The organism is Methylorubrum pseudosasae (genome assembly GCF_029504475.1).
GTDB classification, from domain to species: Bacteria; Pseudomonadota; Alphaproteobacteria; order Rhizobiales; family Beijerinckiaceae; genus Methylobacterium; species Methylobacterium extorquens.
On record NZ_JAQGDU010000002.1, the window covers coordinates 587,501 to 605,532 of the forward strand.

The window sequence follows — 18,032 nt, forward strand, 5'->3', positions numbered from 1 at the left end:
GGGATCAGGTGGCCGCGACAGGTCGGACTCAGGGCAGGGCTGAACCGCTCCCGGGTCAACTCCAAGCTGACGATGCACTAACTTCGAAGCTGGACCAGCGAGTGGGGGCAGGTCAGATCGCGACACGCTTCAGGCGCACAGAATCTTCGCCCAGGCGCCGCGCTTCTTCGAACAGAAAGCGGAGTGCATCGTCCCCGGTTCAACCGGGCGACCATCAGGCTATTCTGCGGAGGGTGTGAGATTTTCGTCGCTCATTGCCGAACACTGCAGCAACGATTTTGGCAACGAGAACGAAGGCCGGTGGCGCTCCCAAGGGGAATCGAACCCCTGTTTTCGCCGTGAGAGGGCGACGTCCTAGACCGCTAGACGATGGGAGCTTCCGGGCCGACGGGGGTTCGTATAGCGAGGCATCCCGGACCCCGCAAGCGCTTTCCGGGGCGAAATGACGAGAATCCTCACGGTGTCCTCCACGGTGCTTTCCATGATCCCCGGCGCGGACGAGGCGCGCAGCCTTGTGCTCGACGAGGGAACCGTTCCCGAGCGGCTCGACCGCGTCCTTGCCCGCGTCTTCGACGATCTCTCCCGTGCCCGGCTCCAGGGCTTGGTGCGCGAGGGCCTCGTGCGCTGCGACGGGATCGTGGTGCGCGATCCCGCGCGCAAGGTCGGGGCTGGCTGCCGGATCGATCTCAGCGTTCCGGCGCCGCTTCCCGCCGAGCCGCTCGGCGAGGCTTTGCCGCTCGCCGTCGTCCATGAGGACGAGGATCTCATCGTCATCGACAAGCCGGCGGGGCTCGTCGTGCACCCGGCGGCGGGGCACGAGGACGGCACCCTCGTCAATCGGCTGATCGCGCATTGCGGGGCGAGCCTGTCCGGAATCGGCGGCGTGCGCCGGCCCGGCATCGTCCACCGCCTCGACAAGGACACGAGCGGCCTGCTCGTCGTCGCCAAGAACGACCTCGCCCATCAGGGCCTCTCGGCCCAGTTCGCCGACCATGGCCGCAGCGGCGCCCTGGAGCGGGCCTATCTCGCCCTGGTCTGGAATGTGCCGGAGCCGCGGGCCGGCACGATCCGCGCGAACCTCGCGCGCTCGCGCCACAATCGCGAAAAGATCGCCGTGGTCCGCGACGGCGAGGGGCGGGAGGCGATCACCCACTACCGGGTCGAGGACGTGCACGGGGAAGGCGGCGTTACGGCCCTGCTGCGCTGCCATTTGGAAACCGGGCGCACCCACCAGATCCGGGTACATCTGAGCCATCGCGGCCATCCGCTGCTGGGGGACGCGGTCTATGGCGGCGCCTTCAAGACCAAGGCGGCCCGGCTCAGCGAACCCGCTCGCGCCGCCCTGGACGCTCTCGGACGACAGGCCTTGCACGCGGTCGAACTCGGATTTCTCCACCCGCGCTCCGGCGAGCGCCTGCGCTTCGAGAGCCCGCTGCCGGAGGATTTTTCGCGGCTGCTCGCCGCCCTCGGCTGAGACGACCGGCTGGCCTTCGGGCGCCGGTGCCCGGCAGGGTGACGGCGCCGCTGAACCACATCCGCGGCAACCTACGCGGAGCCGAAAACCACGGCGCCTTGCCTCCCGGCCCGCCGCCGTGAAACACCGGTGCCATCGGGCCCATGGAGGCGTGCAGGTCGCGCTCGGATGCCGTGGCGCGGGTTGAAAACGACATCGGGCGGAGGTGCTGTTGGGAAGCCGATACGGGCTGGAGATCCGCTCGGCGCTGCCGGCCGATGCGGCGGGGCTTGCGGAGCTGTTGAGCGCCTCGGGCCATCCCGTGCCCTCGCATGTCCTGGCCGAGCAGCTCGAGGTGCTCCGGTATGGCCATGGCACGGCGCTGCTCGCCCTCGAATGGGGGCCGCCGAGCGGGATCGTGGTGCTGCACTGGTATCCGGTGCTCGAGCAGGCCTCTCCGGTGGCGCAGATCACGATGCTGCTCGTCGCCCCGGACGGGCGCCGCCGCGGCGTCGGCCGCCAGTTGCTGAAGGCCGCCTCGCAAGCCGCACGGATGGCGGGCTGCGGCACGATTCAGCTTCTTGCCGCCACGGAGGAGACGGGCCTGCCGGAATTCTGCGGTGCCACCGGCTTCGTGCCGAGCGCGGGCTGCTTCGTGCGCCCCCTGCGCAAGAAGGGGTGACGGGCGGCCCCTACGGGTTGGGCACCGGAACGCGGCTTACAGGTGGAGGAAGGGCAAATCGAGCGGCCGCGGGCCGTCATGTCGGCGGCGCGACCGGAGCTGCGGCGTCCGTTGCACCCATTGGGCGTCGAAGCGGTCCGAGGCGCGCCCGACGAGAAGCGTCAGGCCATCGAGCGCGGCGATCAAACCGCCGACGCTGAAGCGTAGGCCGTTGCCGCAGGCCCGACCGATCGAATGGAGAACGCGCATGACGACCTTTGCGAGCGAGATGAGCTCGGCGCTCGAGGCGCCGGACACGCGCACAAGTAGCGTTCCGGATCGCGGTTGGGACGCGACCGAAGGTGGCATCGCGCCGACCGGAACCTCCTCGCGCCTGCGAGTGCCGCGCAAGACGCCCGATCACCGATCCTCTCGCCTCCGAACAAGGCGGCGCAGCGCGCGCTTTGTGAAGGACTTCACGTCGCCGATTCGATCTGGATGCCGATCGATCGCCGCAGCTTCCAGCGTGGCGGAGACGCCAGGCATTCAAGCGCGGCGACCTCGGTCATCTCTTGATCGCTCTGCCTCTTGTCAAAAGACCATTCCAGACGAACGGAGGGTAAGGTCTTGCATGACGTCACCGGCTCGTCATCTCGACGGGTCGTCGGACGATGAAGCTCTTCTCAACCATCTGTTACGTCTTTGCGCGTAAAGGCAGTGTGCTTCATTTCCGAAGCGTCCGACCCGGACTCGTCCTTATGCGCTCACGTCCGAGCACCGAGCCGCATCTCGACAGGCTGATTCGCCGCGATCAGCTCGAGGCGGTGCGCGCCAGCGTGCAGCAGGCCCTGCCCGTCAACGTGCTTCTCGGTCTGGCCGGCTTCCTGGTCGCCCTGCATTCCGGGCACGGCGCCCTCGGCGCCCTCTGGTTTTCCGCCTCCACCGCCTTCAACGGCTTGCGCTTTGGGTTGTGCCGCGCGCCCTGTGCGGGGCTGGCGATGTCCCCCGGCCGGGCTCCGATCTCCGAAGAGGCTGCGGCCCGCTCGATCGACCGGCACCTCTGGCTGGCCTGCCTCGCCGCGCTCCTCTCCGGCTCTGTCTGGGCCCTCCTGCCGCTCCTGTGCGACGGCTACACCTCGGCGCAGACGCTGTTCTATCTCACCGTCACGTGCGGGATCACGGCCGGCGCGGTGACCCACGGCATCGCCTACGCGCGGATCCCGATCTGCTTCATCACGCCGCCGCTCGTCTCGGTCGCGGGGTGCCTGCTCGCCGTCGGCGGTTTCGACCAGACCTGCCTCGCGGCCACCGTGCTGCTGTACCTGGCCGCCCTGATCCGCAGCTCGATCGCGACCGAGCGGGGATTCCGGGAGACCAGCCGCCTGAAGAACGAGGCGACCGCGCTCGCCGAGGCGCGCAAGGCCGCCCATGCCAGCGCGAGCGCCCTGGCGGAGGAAATGCGCGAGCGCGCGACGCATGACGGGCTGACCGGCCTCCTGAACCGCGCGGGCTTCATCCAGCGGGCGGAGGAGCAACTGGCGGCGGGGGCGTCGGTCTGCCTGATGCTGCTCGACCTCGACGGCTTCAAGTCGGTCAACGACGTCTACGGCCACTCCACCGGGGACCGCGTTCTCGCTGAGGTCGCCCGCCGAATCCGCGTCGCCGTGCCGGTGGATTGCGATGCCGCCCGTCTCGGGGGAGACGAGTTCGCCCTCGTCTACGACACTGCCCGGGTGATCGAGAGCCCGGCCGCCCTCGCGGAGCGCCTGATCCGGACCGTGGCCCAACCGTTCGAGAGCTTCGATACGGGTCGGCTGGGCATGAGCATCGGCATCTGTCACCGTCCGTCGGACAGCCTGACACATCTGCTGAGTTGCGCCGACGAGGCGCTCTATGCCGCCAAGCATTCGGGCCGCAATCACTTCCGCCTGTTCGACGACGGGCTCAGCACGCGCCTGGAGATGCGGCGCGATTGCGAGCGCGACCTCTCGCAGGCCCTGGCCGAGGGAGAGCTGGAGGTGTGGTTCCAGCCGATCTTCGGCCCGGACGGTCGCAGCGTGACCAATCTGGAGGCGCTGGTGCGCTGGCACCACCCGGTGCATGGCTGGGTGCCGCCCGCCGACCTGATCTCCGCCGCCGCCATGGCGGGGCTGACGGAATCGCTGCTGCGCTTCATCCTGGAGCAGGTCTGCGCAATGCTCTGCGCGCTGCGGACGCGGGGACTGCACGACCTCTCGGTGGCGATGAACGTCTCGCCGCGGGAGATGGCGCAGATCGCGGTCGATGAGATCGTGCTCGGGCGGCTTCGGGTGCTCGGTCTGCCGGCGACGGCCCTGGAGATCGAGATCACCGAGGAGACGGCGCTCGACATCGAGGCGGTGCAGGGCAAGCTGCTGGCGCTGTCGCGGGCCGGCATCCGGATGGCGCTCGATGATTTCGGGACCGGCTACTCGTCCCTGGCCTCGGTGCGCCAGTTGCGGGCCGACCGGGTCAAGATCGACCGCAGTCTCGTGACCGGTTTGTCGGAGGCCGAGGACAAGCGCGGCCTCGTCCAGGCGGTGCTCGGTCTCGGCCGGGCGCTCGGTCTCGAAGTCGTGGCCGAGGGCATCGAGACGGCGGACGACCTCGCTACGCTTCAAGCCATGGGCTGCCCCTTCATGCAGGGCTACCATCTCGGCCGCCCGCAGCCGCGGGACGACATCCTGCGCTTCCTCGATGCGCGCCCCCGCGCGGATCTTCAGGCGCTTCGCCTGCGCGAGGCGTGAGGCGCCCTATCGACGCCGACCGAACCGGTTCACGCGAGGCATCGAGAGGGGGCTAAGAAAGGTGCGTTTCGGCACTGCGACCCCTGTGCGCCCGTGACACGTTAAACCCGGACTCCGGTTCGCGCGTTGGACCCTGCGTGAACAGCGTTGGTCGCTACCGGGCATGGCGGATTTCCATTAAGATGGGGAGCGGCGTGGTCGGCTCAAGAGAGCGGCCATTCGCTTGGAGCCCGCCCGACAGGGGGGCTGTTGAAGGAGGTGCACATGGCCGGCGCTCTGCCCGTGCTCGCCAATGAGGGAGGCCTTTCGCGCTACCTCGATGAGATCCGCAAGTTCCCGATGCTGGAGCCGGCGGAAGAGTTTACCCTTGCCAAGAGCTGGCGCGACGATGGTGACCGCGAAGCCGCGCACCGCCTCGTGACCTCGCACCTGCGCCTCGTGGCCAAGATCGCCATGGGCTATCGCGGCTACGGCCTGCCGATCAGCGAAGTCGTGTCCGAGGGCAATGTCGGCCTGATGCAGGCCGTGAAGCGTTTCGATCCGGACAAGGGCTTTCGGCTGGCCACCTACGCGATGTGGTGGATCAAGGCCGCGATCCAGGAATACATCCTGCGCTCGTGGTCGCTCGTGAAGATGGGCACCACCGCCAACCAGAAGAAGCTGTTCTTCAACCTGCGCAAGGCGAAGGGCCGCATCTCGGCGCTCGACGAGGGCGATCTGCGCCCCGATCAGGTCCAGCACATCGCCACCTCGCTCGGCGTGCCCGCGCAGGACGTGATCGACATGAACCGCCGCCTGTCCGGCGACACCTCGCTCAACGCGCCCCTGCGTGAGGAGGGCGAGGGCGAATGGCAGGACTGGCTGGTGGACAATAGCCCGAGCCAGGAGACCGTGCTCGCCCGTGAGGAAGAGGGGCGCAACCGCCTCTCGGCCCTGCGCGACGCGCTCGGCGTGCTGAACCCGCGCGAGCGGCGCATCTTCGAGGCACGGCGGTTGGCCGACGACCCGATCACCCTCGAGGATCTCTCGGGCGAGTTCGGCGTCTCGCGCGAGCGTGTCCGTCAGATCGAGGTGCGGGCCTTCGAGAAGGTGCAGGAGGCAGTCAAGCGACAACCTCGCGACCCGCGAGCTGCCCCGGACCGAGGCGCGGGTCTCGTAGGCCGCACGGCGTCGTCCGCACGTCTGCTCCCATCCGAGAATGAAAAAACCCGGCCCCCAATGGTGGCCGGGTTTTTCGTGTGAGCGACCGTCGACATCCCAACGCATTATCCCGAAAGGCGGGTGCCGCCTCTCGGGATGATGCACGGTCAGAACATCCTTAGTCGCGCCACTGCGCGAAGGCGCTCTGCAGAGCCTGGGCGCCGGCGCTGCCCTTTTCGAAGCTGATGACCGCCCGCTGGCCGTTCGCGTAGGTCAGGGCCAGATCGAACCAGTTCTTGTGCAGCAACAGCTCGGTGTTGCGGCCCACGTCGCTCTTCAGCGACGACAGACCGATCAGGAACAGGTTCTCGCGCACCCGCACCGGCAGGCCCGAGACCGGGGAGCCGCGGGAGGCTTCCTCGTCCTTGAGCTGGAGCAGGCCGATATTCTGCACCGCGCGCTGGGCGCCGGCATCCGCGTTGTTGGCGAAGGCGAGTTCGACGGTGTGAGACGCGGGCAGCGTCGCATCCAGATTCTTGCGCATGGTCATCGCCAGCGTCAGCCCCGCCTCCGGGAATTCCACGTTGACGCGGAGTGCCGTCTGCAACGGCTCGCCCTGTTCGCCGTTCACCGCTTCCAGCCGCCAGACCGTATGGCCGTTGGTCGCGATCGGCTGGGCGCGCGTGTCGCTCTGGTTCTCCTCGTAGAGGATCGCCCGCTGCGAGACGGTCACCTCCGGCTGGGCCGGAGCGGCACCGGGAGCGGCCGGCTTCGGCCGGGCCTCGGCCTCGTTGCGCTCGGCTCCGACCCGATCCGAGAACTTCGCGTCCGGCTGCTCGGCCGGCGTCTCCTGCTCCGCCGCGCTCTGCTGGAGATCGGAGGGTTGGTCACGCAGGAAGAAGGCCGCCACCGCGATCAGCGCGATCACCGCCGCGAGCACGCCGCCGACGAACAGGTTGCGCAGCAGGCGCGAACGCCCCTCGGGCGGCGTCACCACGTCGATGCGCGGGCGCTGGCGGCCGTTGCCCGCCTCGCCGGCTCCGTTCGTCTCGGGCGAGGCCGGATCGGCGCTGGCCTCGGCCTCGGACGCGACGGAAACCGACTCAGGCTCAGCAACCGGTGGGATGAAGCCGTTCTCGTTTTCCGGCTCAGGCTTCACGGCCTCGTCGGCTCTCGGCCGGCGGGTCGGCGGCATGAACGGCACCGTCTCGGCCGGCGGCTTCGGCTCGGCGGGTCCGGTGTCCGATCCGATTCCGGCCGGCACCGAGGCCGGCGGCAGAACCAGCGGCTCGTCTGACGTCTGCGGCGGCTCCGGTTCCGGCAGCGTCGGCGGCAGCGGGCCGGGCGAGAGCGGCTCGGGCCGGGTCGGTTCGGGCGGCGGGGGAGGGGGCGCCTCCGGAGCGGCGGCCGCAGGCTCCTCAGCCGGCATCGTCACGGCCGCGGGCGGCGCCTCGTATTCCGCCTCTAGGCGGCCGATCGCCGTGTCGAGCGCTTTGCGTTCGAGGTCGATGTCCGCTTCCGGCACCGGCGGGTCGAGCGAGCGGAGCTGCGCGATCAGCGCGCTGCGTGCACGGTCGTAGACGGCCCGGCGCAGGGCCGGGGAACGGTCGGGCAGGGCGTCGAGCGCGCGTGCCAGCAACGGATAATAGTCGGCCATCGTGCCCGGATCTGCCTGTCTCTCCCCGTCGTTCCGGGACTTTAATCCTCGAAGGGGTTGTGCATGAGGATGGTGTCGTCGCGCTCCGGCGAGGTGGAGAGCAGCGCCACCGGCGCGCCGATCAGCTCCTCGATCCGGCGCACATACTTGATCGCCTGCGCCGGCAGGTCGGCCCAGGAGCGGGCGCCCGCGGTGGTGCCGCTCCAGCCGGGGATCGTCTCGTAGACCGGAACAGCGCGCTGCTGCGCCGCCTGGCTCGCCGGGAGATGGTCGAAGCGCTGGCCGTCGATGTCGTAGGCGGTGCAGACCCGGATCTCGTCGAAGCCATCGAGAACGTCGAGCTTGGTCAGGGCGATGCCGTCGATCCCCGAGGTCTTCACGGTCTGGCGCACGAGGCAGGCGTCGAACCAGCCGCAGCGGCGCTTGCGGCCGGTGACGGTGCCGAATTCGTGGCCGCGCTCGCCGATGCGCTGGCCGATTTCGTCGTGCAGCTCGGTCGGGAACGGGCCCTCGCCGACGCGGGTGGTGTAGGCCTTGGCGATGCCGAGCACGTAGCCGATGGCGCGCGGGCCGAGACCCGAACCGGTCGCCGCCTGCCCCGCCACCGTGTTGGAGGAGGTGACGAACGGGTAGGTGCCATGATCGACGTCGAGAAGTGCACCCTGCGCGCCCTCGAACAGGATGCGCTTGCCGCCTCGGCGCGCATCGTCGAGCAGGCGCCAGACGGTGTCCTGATACGGCAGCACCCGCTCGGCGATCCCCGTCAGCTCATCGAGGATCGTCTGCTCGGAGATTTCTTCGAGGCCGAAGCCGCGGCGCAGGGCGTTATGGTGGGCGAGCAGCCGCTCGATCTTCGGCGGCAGGGTCTCGGGCTCGGCCAGATCCATCAGCCGGATCGCCCGGCGGCCGACCTTGTCCTCGTAGGCCGGGCCGATGCCGCGCTTGGTCGTGCCGATCTTGGTGCCCGGCGCCCCGTCTTCACGGAGCGCGTCGAGTTCGCGGTGGAGCGAGAGGATCAAGGTGGCGTTGTCGGCCACGCGAAGGTTTTCGCGGCTCACCGTCACGCCCTGGCCGGCGAGCCGGTCGATCTCGGAGGCGAGCGCGTAGGGGTCGAGCACCACGCCGTTGCCGATCACGCCGAGCGTGTTCGGGCGGACCACACCGGAGGGCAGCAGGGACAGTTTGTAGACCGCCTCGCCGACCACAAGCGTGTGGCCGGCATTGTGACCGCCCTGGAAGCGGACGACGACGTCGGCCTGCTCCGAGAGCCAATCGACGATCTTGCCCTTGCCCTCGTCGCCCCACTGGGCGCCTACGACGACGACGTTCGCCATGCGCGTCTGACCTGTCTCGAACTCGCGGGCGCGGGCGCCAAGCGGTTGCGCCACGCGCGAAAACCCCGGCCATCAGGTCGGGGATCGGGCATACCGGGCGCGTCTTCGGCGATCTGGGCAGGCAGGTCAAGCGAAGCGGCCCGTTAGCACTGGGGACCGCTCCGCATGGCTGATGTGTGGTCTCGGGTTATTTGGCGTTGCCCGGCGGCTTGATCACGGGGGTGGAGTTCGGCGTCGGCTCGGGCGCGATCGTCCTGATCTCGGGATCGACGCCGGCCGGCGGCTTGATCACGCCGTCGGATTTCTCGAGCTTCTCGCTCAGCGTGGCGCCGGAATTGCCGCTTTCGGGCCTGACCCGTTCCGGCACCTGCTCCTGGGGGGCGGGCAGCTTCGGGTCGCTGTCCTGCCCGCGCAGCGGCACCGACGGATCCTGGGCGAAGGCCGCGCCGCTCGCGAGCGCAGCGAACAGGGCGGCAGCGCGTACCGCATTCTTGGATAAGGTCATTGCGTCCTCGGTGGTCCTTTGGGAACCAACGGGTGCGCGCGCCTTCGCGTTCCTGCTCAGGCCAAGCCCGGCTTAAGACTCGGATCGCTCGGCAAAGGCAAAATACAGCTCGCGCAGGCGCCGCGCCACCGGGCCGGGCCGCCCGTCGCCGAGGGGTTTGCCGTCGATTTCCACCACCGGCATCACGAAGGCCGAGGCCGAGGTATAGAAGGCTTCGGCCGCCTCGGGCAGCTCGCGGGCATTGATGAGCCGCTCCTCGAAGCTGAGGCCGGTCTCGTCCGCCAGCGCCAGCACCGCCTTGCGGGTGATGCCGGGCAGAACCGCATGGGAGAGCGGGCGCGTCACCAGGGCGCCGCCCTTGGTGACGATGAAAACGGTGGAGGACGAGCCCTCCGTCACGACGCCGTCCTCGACCATGAAAGCCTCGGCGACGCCGGCCTCCGAGGCCTGCTGCTTGGCGAGAACCTGGGCCAGAAGCGCCACCGACTTGATGTCCCGCCGCTTCCAGCGCAGGTCCGGCACGGTGATCGCCCGCGCGCCGGTCTCGGCCATCGGGTTGTTCACGATGGATTTCTCCTGCGTGAACATCAGCACAGTCGGGGCCACGTCCCCTTTCGGAAACGAGAAGTCGCGCTCGGCCACGCCCCGCGTCACCTGGATATAGACGAGGCCCTCGCGCACGCCGTTCTTCGCGACGAGGTCCGTCTCCAGCCGCTCCCATTCCTCGGCCGTATGAGGATTGCGGATGCCGATCTCGGCGAGCGAGCGGTCGAGCCGGGCGAGATGCCCGGCATTGTCCACGAGGCGGCCGTGCAGCACGGCGGCGACCTCGTAGATCCCGTCGGCGAACAGGAAGCCGCGGTCCATCACCGGCACGCGGGCTTCGTCCAGGGGCAGGAATTCGCCGTTCAGGTAGGCGGTGCGGCTCATGGCTTTACTCGATCGTTCGTCGACAGCGAGCGCGAAGCAGGTTGCCGTGCAGAACGGATCAGGCTTCGCCGAACACCCGCGAAAAAATCGTGTCGACGTGCTTGAGGTGGTAGCCGAGGTCGAAGCACTCTTCGATCTGTTCCGGCTTCAGCACGGCGGTCACCTCGGGATCGGCCTTGAGCAGCGTGAGGAAATCGCCCTCGCCGCGCCAGACCGGCATCGCGTTGCGCTGGACCAGCCGGTAGGCGTCCTCCCGCGAGACGCCGCCCTGCGTCAGCGCCAGCAGAACCCGCTGCGAGTGGACGAGGCCGCCGAGCCGGTCGAGGTTCTTCTGCATCTGCTCGGGGTAGATCAGCAGCTTGTCGATCACGCCGGTCAGCCGGGCGAGCGCGAAGTCGAGGGTCACGGTGGCATCCGGGCCGATCATCCGCTCGACCGAGGAGTGCGAGATGTCCCGCTCGTGCCAGAGCGCGACGTTTTCCAGCGCCGGGGTCACATAGCCGCGCACCATGCGGGCGAGCCCGGTGATGTTCTCGGTGAGAACCGGGTTGCGCTTGTGCGGCATCGCCGAGGAGCCCTTCTGCCCCTCCGAGAAGAACTCTTCCGCCTCCAGCACTTCCGTGCGCTGGAGATGACGCACTTCGGTCGCGAGCCGCTCCATGGAGCTGGCGATCACGCCGAGCACGGCGAAGAACATCGCGTGGCGGTCGCGCGGGATCACCTGGGTCGAGACCGGCTCCGGTGCGAGCCCCATCTGCTCGGCGACGTATTCCTCCACCCGCGGGTCGATGTTGGCGAAGGTGCCGACGGCCCCCGAGATCGCGCAGGTCGCGACCTCTTTGCGGGCGGCGATGAGCCGGTCCTTGGCGCGGGCGAACTCGGCATAGGCCTGGGCGAGCTTGAGGCCGAAGGTGACGGGCTCGGCATGGATGCCGTGCGAGCGGCCAATGGTCGGGGTGAGCTTGTGCTCGAAGGCGCGCCGCTTCAGCGCGGCGAGCAGCGCGTCGAGATCCTTGATCAGGATGTCGGCGGCCTTGGTGAGCTGCACGTTGAGGCAGGTGTCGAGCACGTCCGAGGAGGTCATGCCCTGGTGGACGAAGCGCGCCTCCGGCCCGACGATCTCGGCCAGATGCGTGAGGAAGGCGATGACGTCGTGCTTCGTCACCGCCTCGATCGCGTCGATGCGGGCGACGTCGAAGACCGCATCGCGGCCCTTCTCCCAGACCTTCTCGGCGGCTTCTTTCGGCACGACGCCGATATTGGCCAGAGCCGTCGTGGCGTGGGCCTCGATCTCGAACCAGATCCGGAACCGGCTCTCCGGCGACCAGATTGCGGTCATCTCGGGACGGGAGTAGCGGGGGATCATCGTTTTCAGTGCCTCGGACGTGTCGCGATCTCGCGAAATCGCTCCGCGCGTAGCACGGCGCGGCCCGGCGCCTCAACGCGTCGCCCTGCCGGGATGTGCATGGCTCCCCCGCGACGTCAGGCGACGGTTGACCCGCCGCAGCCGCGGGACAACATCGACAGCATGACCAGCGAGCCGACGCCCCGCGCCTTCATCCCCCTCGCCATTGCCGTGCTGACGGTGTCCGACACCCGTGTGCTCGCCGACGACCGGTCCGGCGATACCCTGGTCGCGCGGATCACCGGCGCCGGGCATCGGCTTGCCGAGCGGGACATCGTCCCGGACGAGATCGTGTCGATTCGTGAGAAGGTCGAGGGCTGGATTCACGATCCCCGCATCGATGTGATCCTGACCACCGGCGGCACCGGCTTCACCGGGCGCGATGTGACGCCGGAGGCGATCGAGCCGCTGTTCGAGAAGCGGATGGACGGCTTCTCGGCGGTGTTCCACCGGATCTCCTACGACAAGATCGGCACTTCGACGCTGCAGTCGCGGGCGACGGCCGGGGTGGCCGGGGCGACCTACATCTTCGTGCTGCCGGGCTCGCCCGGTGCCTGCAAAGACGCCTGGGACGGCATCCTCGCGAGCCAGCTCGATTACCGCCACCGCCCCTGCAACTTTGTCGAGATCATGCCACGCCTCGACGAGCACCTACGCCGAGGCGCCGCCGCGACGACCTGAGCCGCCTCTATCCGCGACGTGATACGGGCTCGCAACGTCCGCCGCGCAGGCGCGAGGCGTCAGCCACATCGGCTTTGCGGCCCCATGGCGGCCCCGTGGCGAACCCACGCCGGCGTGATCCAAAAAGTCGCGGCGACACCGTCATTTGGCGGCACTTCGCATCGCGGGTGGCGTTACGATCCGGGACGGCCGGGCTTCGAGCCATTGTATCGAGCCGGGGCGGGTATCCCCGAAGACGGCGCCGCGCGGCGCCCTTCTTGTTCACGGAGTCGCTGTCCTTGCTCCCGCTTTCCGTTCGGCCCCTTCTCCTTGCGGCGCTGATGCTGAGCGCGCCGCTCGCGCCGGCCTCCGCCGCGCCGCGGGTCGATGCGCGAGCCAAGGCCTGGGTCGCCGGAATCGTCAATCGCATCGGGATGGCGGATCGCGCCGCGGCGCCGGGGCGGGGCGGGCAGGTCACGGTTCGGGTGCGGATCGAGGCCGATGGCGCGCTCGGCGGAATCGTGCTCGAAGAGGGCCCCGCAGCCCTCGGCGAGCGCGCCGCCCGCGCCGTGCAGGCGGCCGCCCCCTTTCCGCCGCCGCCCGCCGGGCTGTTGACCCTCGAAGGTTTCACCGAACTCAGCTTTCCCCTCACGCTGCGGTGACGGCGCCAATCGCCATCGTGTCATCGAATCGTCGCGGATGGGCCGGAAAGGCTGAGTTTCCGTTCGTCAGAAGAGCCGCGCTCCATGGATTTTCACCGCCGCTTCACCGTGCTGATGTGCACGCCCGCCTTCGATCCGGATGATCTGGAGGGCGCGCGCGTCGATCAGATCGTCGCGGCGGTGGAGAAGCGCGGCTTCGAGGTGGTGCGGGCGCGGCGCGTCGAGGATGCCTCGATCGCGGTGCAGACCGACTCCGCCGTCGGCTGCCTCGTGGTCGATTGGGGCAAGCGCGGGCTCGAGGGCAAGGCGGCCGCGCTCATCGACATGATGCGCAAGCGCGGCCTGGAGATGCCGATCGTCATCATGGTCCGCCGCAAGCGGCTGGAGGACATCCCGGTCGAGCTGCTCGACTTCATCGACGGCTACATCTTCCTCGCCGAGGAGACGCCCGAATTCATCGCCCGCGGCCTCGTCTCCCGCGTGACGCAGTATGCCGACACGCTGAAGACGCCGTTCTTCGGCGCGCTCGTCGATTACGCCGAGGAGGGCAACCAGCTCTGGACCTGCCCCGGCCATAACGGCGGCATCTTTTACAACCGCTCGCCGATCGGCCGCATCTTCGTCGAGCATCTCGGCGAGGCGATCTTCCGCGACGACCTCGACAACTCGGTGCTCGATCTCGGCGACCTGCTGACCCACGAGGGGCCCGCGCTCAAGGCGCAGAAGGAAGCGGCCAAGATCTTCGGGGCGGAAAAGACCTATTTCGTCCTCAACGGCACCTCGGCCTCGAACAAGGTCGTGCTGGGCTCGCTGGTGGCCGAGGACGATCTCGTCCTGTTCGACCGCAACAACCACAAGGCCGCCCATCACGGCGCGCTGCTGCTGGCCGGCGGCATCCCGATTTTCCTCGAGACCGACCGCAACGCCTACGGCCTGATCGGGCCGATCTACCACGAGGCGCTCGACGAGGGGCGCATCCGCGAGAAGATCCGCGACAACCCGCTCGTGAAGGACAAGGAGGCGTGGCGCAAGGAGCGCCCGTTCCGCTGCGCCGTGATCGAACAATGCACCTATGACGGCACGATCTACGACGCGCAGGCGATCGTCGAGCGCATCGGCCACCTGTGCGACTACATCCTGTTCGACGAGGCCTGGGCGGGCTTCATGAAGTTCCACCCGCTCTACCAGCGCCGCTTCGCCATGGGCCTGACCGGGCTCGACGAGACCTCGCCGGGCATCATCGCCACGCAATCGACCCACAAGCAGCTCGCCAGCTTCTCCCAGGCCTCGCAGATCCACACCCGCGACGGGCATATCCGCGGCCAGACCCGGCGGGTCGAGCACAAGCGCCTGAACGAGAGCTTCCTCGTCCACGCCTCGACCTCGCCGTTCTACCCGATCTTCGCCTCGCTCGATGTCGGCGCGCAGATGATGAAGGGCCGCTCCGGCGTCGTGCTGTGGGACGACACGATCCGCCTCGGCATCGAGTGGCGCAAGAAGGCCCGCGCCATCCGCAAGGAGTTCGAGGAGCGCGAGGCCGACCCGAAGCGGCGCTGGTTCTTCGACCCCTTCGTGCCCGACGTGGTGAAGGGGCCCGAGGGCACGGAAATCCCGTGGGAATCCGTGCCGACCGACGCCCTCGCCGCCGACGCCCGCTACTGGGAGCTGACGCCGGGCGCGGCGTGGCACGGCTTCACCCATGTCGCGCCGGGCTTTGCCATCACCGACCCCAACAAGCTCACCGTGCTCACCCCTGGCTTCGACCGGAAGACGGGGGCCTATGCCGAGCACGGTGTGCCGGCGCCGATCGTCGCGCAATACCTGCGCGAGAACCGGATCGTCCCGGAGAAGAACGACCTCAACTCGCTGCTCTTCCTGCTGACGCCGGGCGTCGAGTCGTCGAAGGCGGGTACGCTCATCTCCGGCCTTGTCGCCTTCAAGCGCCTGCACGACGACAACGTGCCGCTCGAAGAGGCGATGCCGGAATTCGTGGCACGCCGGCCCAAGCGCTACCGCGGCGTGCGCCTGCGCGACCTCTGCGCCGACTACCACGCCTTCCACCGCGAGTCGGGCACCTCGGCGCTCCAGCGCAAGCAGTTCATGCCCGAGCACCTGCCGGAGATGGTGATGGCGCCCAAGGCCGCCGCGCAGATGCTGACGCGCAACCGGGTCGATTACGTGCCGATCGCGGAGGCCGAGGGGCGCGTCGCCACGACCCTGATGCTGGTCTATCCGCCCGGCATCGGCACCGTGCTGCCCGGCGAGCGCCTCGACGAGCGGGCCAAGCCGATGCTCGACTATTTCAAGATGTTCGAGGCGGCCGCCAACCTGTTCCCCGGCTTCGAGGCCGAGATCCAGGGCGTCTACCGCGAGAGCGATCCGGACGGGCGCATCCGCTTCCACACCTACGTCCTGCGCGAGGGCGCCTGATGGCGGAGGGCGCGGCGGCGATTCCCACACACGCGGAGGTGGTGATCCGGCCCTCGTCGGATGCTGACGTGTCGGCGATGATCGCGATCTACGAGCGTCACATCCGCAAAGGCGTCGGCGATACCGGCGACTTCGAGGAGGAGCGCCTGTTGCCCGACGAGTTGCGTAGGCGGCGCAAGACCATGCGCAGCAAGCGTCTGCCCCATCTCGTTGCCGAGCGGGGCGGGCAGATCGCCGGCTACGCCTACGCCGTCCCGTTCCGCAAGCGCCCGGCCTACCGCTACGCCCTCAAGCACTCGATCTACGTTCACCCGGACCACCTGCACGCGGGCATCGGGCGCCGGCTTCTGCCGGCGCTGATCGAGGCCTGCGCCGCGGGCGGCTACCGGCAGATGATCGGCTATATCGACGCGAGCAACGAGGCCTCCCTGCGCCTGCACGAGGCCTGCGGGTTCGCCCGCGTCGGCTACCTTCCGGCGATCGGCTACAAGTACGGGCGCTGGAGCGACAGCGTCATCGTGCAGTGTCCGCTGGGGACCGGGGCGGACGACCAACCCTCCGCGTGGCACCGTCCCGAGCGGACGCGTGCCTTCCGGTTGTCGTCGACGTCCTGACTTTGTGGCCGGGCCGGCTCGGCGAAATCGGTGACGAAGGCCGGCCTGCCCAAACAGCGCCGGCTTTTTTGCGTGAAGCCAACGCGCAACTTTCCATCCGATGCACTAGATCGGTTGCAGGACGCTTCTCCCTCCCAGGGCCGCCCGCGGTTTTCGCAGGGCGGCACCGTGTTCGCTTCGAGCCGTTCCATGACCCTTCTCGCACCCTCGATCCTTGCGGCCGACTTCTCCAGGCTCGGTGAGGAGACGCGGGCGATCGCGCAAGCCGGCGCCGACTGGATCCATCTCGACGTGATGGACGGGCATTTCGTGCCCAACATCAGCTTCGGCCCGGCGGTGGTGAAGGCGCTGCGGCCCTGGACCGACAAGGTCTTCGACGTCCACCTGATGATCGCGCCGGCCGACCCCTACCTCGCCGCCTTCGCCGAGGCCGGCGCGGACGCGATCACGGTCCATGTCGAGGCCGGTCCGCACATCCACCGCTCGCTCCAGACGATCCGGTCCTTGGGCAAGCGCGCGGGCGTGGCGCTCAACCCCGGCACGCCGGCCTCCGCCGTCGAGCCGCTGCTCGACATGGTCGATCTCGTGCTGGTGATGACGGTCAATCCCGGCTTCGGCGGCCAGAGCTTCATCCACTCGTCCCTGGAGACCGTTGCGCGCGTGAAGGCGATGACGGCGGGTCGCTCCATCGACATCTCGGTCGATGGCGGCATCACCCCGGAGACCGCCGGGCCCGCCGCGCAGGCCGGTGCCAACATCCTCGTCGCCGGCTCGGCCGCCTTCAAGGGCGGACCGACCCAGTACGAGAAGAACGTCGCGGCGATCCGCGAGGCGGCCCAATCGGCCACCGGGCGGGACGGCGTGCGATGCTGAAGGCGCTGATCTTCGACGTCGACGGGACGCTCGCCGAGACCGAAGACCTCCACCGCCAGGGCTTCAACCGGGCGTTTCGCGCCCTCGGCCTGCCCTGGCACTGGTCGCCGGAATTCTACGCCGAACTGCTCAAGGTGATGGGCGGCAAGGAGCGGCTCGTCCACTACATCGAGCGATACCACCCGGAGGAGGCGCACGCGCTCAAGCGCCGGATGCCGGAGATCCACGATCTCAAGACGCGCCATTACGGTGCGTTGGCCGAGAGCGGCGGCCTCTCGCTCCGTCCCGGCGTGCGGCGTCTCGTGGAAGAGGCGCGCGCGGACAACGTGCGGCTGGCGGTGGCGACCACCACCAGCCGGCCGAACATCGACCTCCTGCTCCGGCTCAATTTCCCGGGCGACGCGCAGCCCTTCGACGTGATCGCCGCCGGCGACGAGGCGGCGCAGAAGAAGCCCGCCCCGGATATCTTCGCGCTTGCCGTCCACCGTCTCGGCATCGATCCGTCCGAGGCGATCGCTTTCGAGGATTCGGCGGCCGGCATCCGCTCGGCGCTCGCCGCCGGCCTGCCGGTGCTCGCCACCCGCAGCCGCTACACGCAGAGCCACCGGCTCGACGGCGCCTTCTCCGCCGTCTCCGATCTCGGAGAGCCGGACGCGCCGCATCAGCATCTTCAGGGCCATGCCTGGCCCGACGGTGTCGTCACCCTCGACGCCCTGCGCCGGTGGCATGCGGGGCACCTGCACGGCGCGGCCTGATCGGCCGTTATCGCGCCCTCGTCACCGAACCACCGCTTCCCAATCCACCACGGCGCGGTCTATCAGGACGACCGCCTTCCGCTCCGGGTCGCGGGTCCCGGAACGGCGCCGTACCGGCCGCCTCTGCGCGCCGCGCGGGAGGCCGGGACCCTGCCGCTGCGACGTCACACCGCCGGACCGTGGAGCCT

15 protein-coding genes, 1 tRNA gene and 1 pseudogene are annotated in these 18,032 nt (G+C 69.0%); 10 read left to right on the plus strand and 7 right to left on the minus strand.

Annotated elements, in window-relative coordinates; all coding sequences use genetic code 11:
• Positions 1-301: 301 nt before the first annotated feature.
• Positions 302-377: transfer RNA gene (locus M2437_RS03535), tRNA-Glu, on the minus strand.
• Positions 378-481: 104 nt separating this feature from the next.
• Here M2437_RS03535 and M2437_RS03540 point away from each other — a divergent pair.
• Together M2437_RS03540 and M2437_RS03545 are read left to right on the plus strand one after the other, a co-directional pair.
• A complete protein-coding gene (locus tag M2437_RS03540; protein ID WP_042508720.1) occupies positions 482-1,474 on the plus strand; it encodes an RluA family pseudouridine synthase in 993 nt (330 codons plus the stop codon).
• Between the two features lie 211 nt (positions 1,475-1,685).
• Positions 1,686-2,135, plus strand: a complete 450-nt coding sequence (locus M2437_RS03545) for a GNAT family N-acetyltransferase (RefSeq protein WP_003602980.1) — start codon at positions 1,686-1,688, stop codon at positions 2,133-2,135.
• 36 nt (positions 2,136-2,171) lie between these two features.
• On the opposite strand, the gene M2437_RS03550 is transcribed toward M2437_RS03545, so the two are convergent.
• Positions 2,172-2,384, minus strand: a complete 213-nt coding sequence (locus tag M2437_RS03550; RefSeq protein WP_245439105.1) for a hypothetical protein — start codon at positions 2,382-2,384, stop codon at positions 2,172-2,174.
• A 488-nt stretch (positions 2,385-2,872) separates the two neighbouring features.
• Here M2437_RS03550 and M2437_RS03555 point away from each other — a divergent pair, with 488 nt between their 5' ends.
• Both M2437_RS03555 and rpoH read left to right on the plus strand, forming a co-directional pair.
• Positions 2,873-4,879, plus strand: coding sequence for a putative bifunctional diguanylate cyclase/phosphodiesterase (locus tag M2437_RS03555; protein WP_253389390.1), 2,007 nt, complete (start codon positions 2,873-2,875; stop codon positions 4,877-4,879).
• A 264-nt stretch (positions 4,880-5,143) separates the two neighbouring features.
• Positions 5,144-6,038, plus strand: a pseudogene (gene rpoH / locus M2437_RS03560) (RNA polymerase sigma factor RpoH).
• Between the two features lie 159 nt (positions 6,039-6,197).
• Here rpoH and M2437_RS03565 read toward each other — a convergent pair.
• From M2437_RS03565 to purB, 5 genes are all read right to left on the minus strand, one after another.
• The gene (locus tag M2437_RS03565; RefSeq protein ID WP_253389391.1) at positions 6,198-7,676 is read right to left on the minus strand and encodes a histidine kinase; all 1,479 of its coding nucleotides are present in this window, start codon (positions 7,674-7,676) and stop codon (positions 6,198-6,200) included.
• A gap of 41 nt (positions 7,677-7,717) precedes the next feature.
• Positions 7,718-9,010 (minus strand): adenylosuccinate synthase, encoded by a 1,293-nt coding sequence (locus tag M2437_RS03570; protein ID WP_003602990.1) that lies wholly within the window; start codon positions 9,008-9,010, stop codon positions 7,718-7,720.
• Between the two features lie 187 nt (positions 9,011-9,197).
• Positions 9,198-9,515 carry a hypothetical protein gene (locus tag M2437_RS03575; RefSeq protein WP_003602992.1) on the minus strand — a complete coding sequence of 106 codons (318 nt, stop codon included), beginning with the start codon at positions 9,513-9,515 and terminating at the stop codon, positions 9,198-9,200.
• A 72-nt stretch (positions 9,516-9,587) separates the two neighbouring features.
• Positions 9,588-10,445 (minus strand): D-amino-acid transaminase, encoded by an 858-nt coding sequence (locus M2437_RS03580; protein ID WP_012605940.1) that lies wholly within the window; start codon positions 10,443-10,445, stop codon positions 9,588-9,590.
• A gap of 58 nt (positions 10,446-10,503) precedes the next feature.
• Entirely contained in the window at positions 10,504-11,811 is a 1,308-nt protein-coding gene (gene purB / locus M2437_RS03585) for an adenylosuccinate lyase (protein ID WP_003602995.1), read from the minus strand.
• Between the two features lie 162 nt (positions 11,812-11,973).
• On the opposite strand from purB, the gene moaB reads away from it, so the two are divergent.
• From moaB to M2437_RS03615, 6 genes are all read left to right on the plus strand, one after another.
• Positions 11,974-12,531, plus strand: a complete 558-nt coding sequence (gene moaB / locus M2437_RS03590; RefSeq protein ID WP_012752198.1) for a molybdenum cofactor biosynthesis protein B — start codon at positions 11,974-11,976, stop codon at positions 12,529-12,531.
• A 278-nt stretch (positions 12,532-12,809) separates the two neighbouring features.
• A complete protein-coding gene (locus M2437_RS03595; protein WP_041358443.1) occupies positions 12,810-13,172 on the plus strand; it encodes a TonB family protein in 363 nt (120 codons plus the stop codon).
• Positions 13,173-13,256: 84 nt separating this feature from the next.
• Positions 13,257-15,602, plus strand: coding sequence for an Orn/Lys/Arg family decarboxylase (locus M2437_RS03600; protein ID WP_003605432.1), 2,346 nt, complete (start codon positions 13,257-13,259; stop codon positions 15,600-15,602).
• Positions 15,602-16,216, plus strand: a complete 615-nt coding sequence (locus M2437_RS03605) for a GNAT family N-acetyltransferase (protein ID WP_003605434.1) — start codon at positions 15,602-15,604, stop codon at positions 16,214-16,216. Before M2437_RS03600 ends, M2437_RS03605 begins: the two co-directional genes overlap by 1 nt.
• A 189-nt stretch (positions 16,217-16,405) precedes the next feature.
• Positions 16,406-17,089 (plus strand): ribulose-phosphate 3-epimerase, encoded by a 684-nt coding sequence (gene rpe, locus M2437_RS03610; protein WP_253389392.1) that lies wholly within the window; start codon positions 16,406-16,408, stop codon positions 17,087-17,089.
• A complete protein-coding gene (locus M2437_RS03615; RefSeq protein WP_003605437.1) occupies positions 17,083-17,844 on the plus strand; it encodes an HAD-IA family hydrolase in 762 nt (253 codons plus the stop codon). Before rpe ends, M2437_RS03615 begins: the two co-directional genes overlap by 7 nt.
• Positions 17,845-18,032: the final 188 nt, after the last annotated feature.

Coding starts and splice junctions, on each gene's coding strand:
- M2437_RS03540 (WP_042508720.1), top strand. CDS start 482: ATGATCCCCGGCGCGGACGAGGCGCGCAGCCTTGTGCTCGACGAGGGA.
- M2437_RS03550 (WP_245439105.1), bottom strand. CDS start 2,384: ATGCGCGTTCTCCATTCGATCGGTCGGGCCTGCGGCAACGGCCTACGC.
- M2437_RS03555 (WP_253389390.1), top strand. CDS start 2,873: ATGCGCTCACGTCCGAGCACCGAGCCGCATCTCGACAGGCTGATTCGC.
- M2437_RS03565 (WP_253389391.1), bottom strand. CDS start 7,676: ATGGCCGACTATTATCCGTTGCTGGCACGCGCGCTCGACGCCCTGCCC.
- M2437_RS03570 (WP_003602990.1), bottom strand. CDS start 9,010: ATGGCGAACGTCGTCGTCGTAGGCGCCCAGTGGGGCGACGAGGGCAAG.
- M2437_RS03575 (WP_003602992.1), bottom strand. CDS start 9,515: ATGACCTTATCCAAGAATGCGGTACGCGCTGCCGCCCTGTTCGCTGCG.
- M2437_RS03580 (WP_012605940.1), bottom strand. CDS start 10,445: ATGAGCCGCACCGCCTACCTGAACGGCGAATTCCTGCCCCTGGACGAA.
- purB (WP_003602995.1), bottom strand. CDS start 11,811: ATGATCCCCCGCTACTCCCGTCCCGAGATGACCGCAATCTGGTCGCCG.
- moaB (WP_012752198.1), top strand. CDS start 11,974: ATGACCAGCGAGCCGACGCCCCGCGCCTTCATCCCCCTCGCCATTGCC.
- M2437_RS03600 (WP_003605432.1), top strand. CDS start 13,257: ATGGATTTTCACCGCCGCTTCACCGTGCTGATGTGCACGCCCGCCTTC.
- M2437_RS03605 (WP_003605434.1), top strand. CDS start 15,602: ATGGCGGAGGGCGCGGCGGCGATTCCCACACACGCGGAGGTGGTGATC.
- rpe (WP_253389392.1), top strand. CDS start 16,406: ATGACCCTTCTCGCACCCTCGATCCTTGCGGCCGACTTCTCCAGGCTC.
- M2437_RS03615 (WP_003605437.1), top strand. CDS start 17,083: ATGCTGAAGGCGCTGATCTTCGACGTCGACGGGACGCTCGCCGAGACC.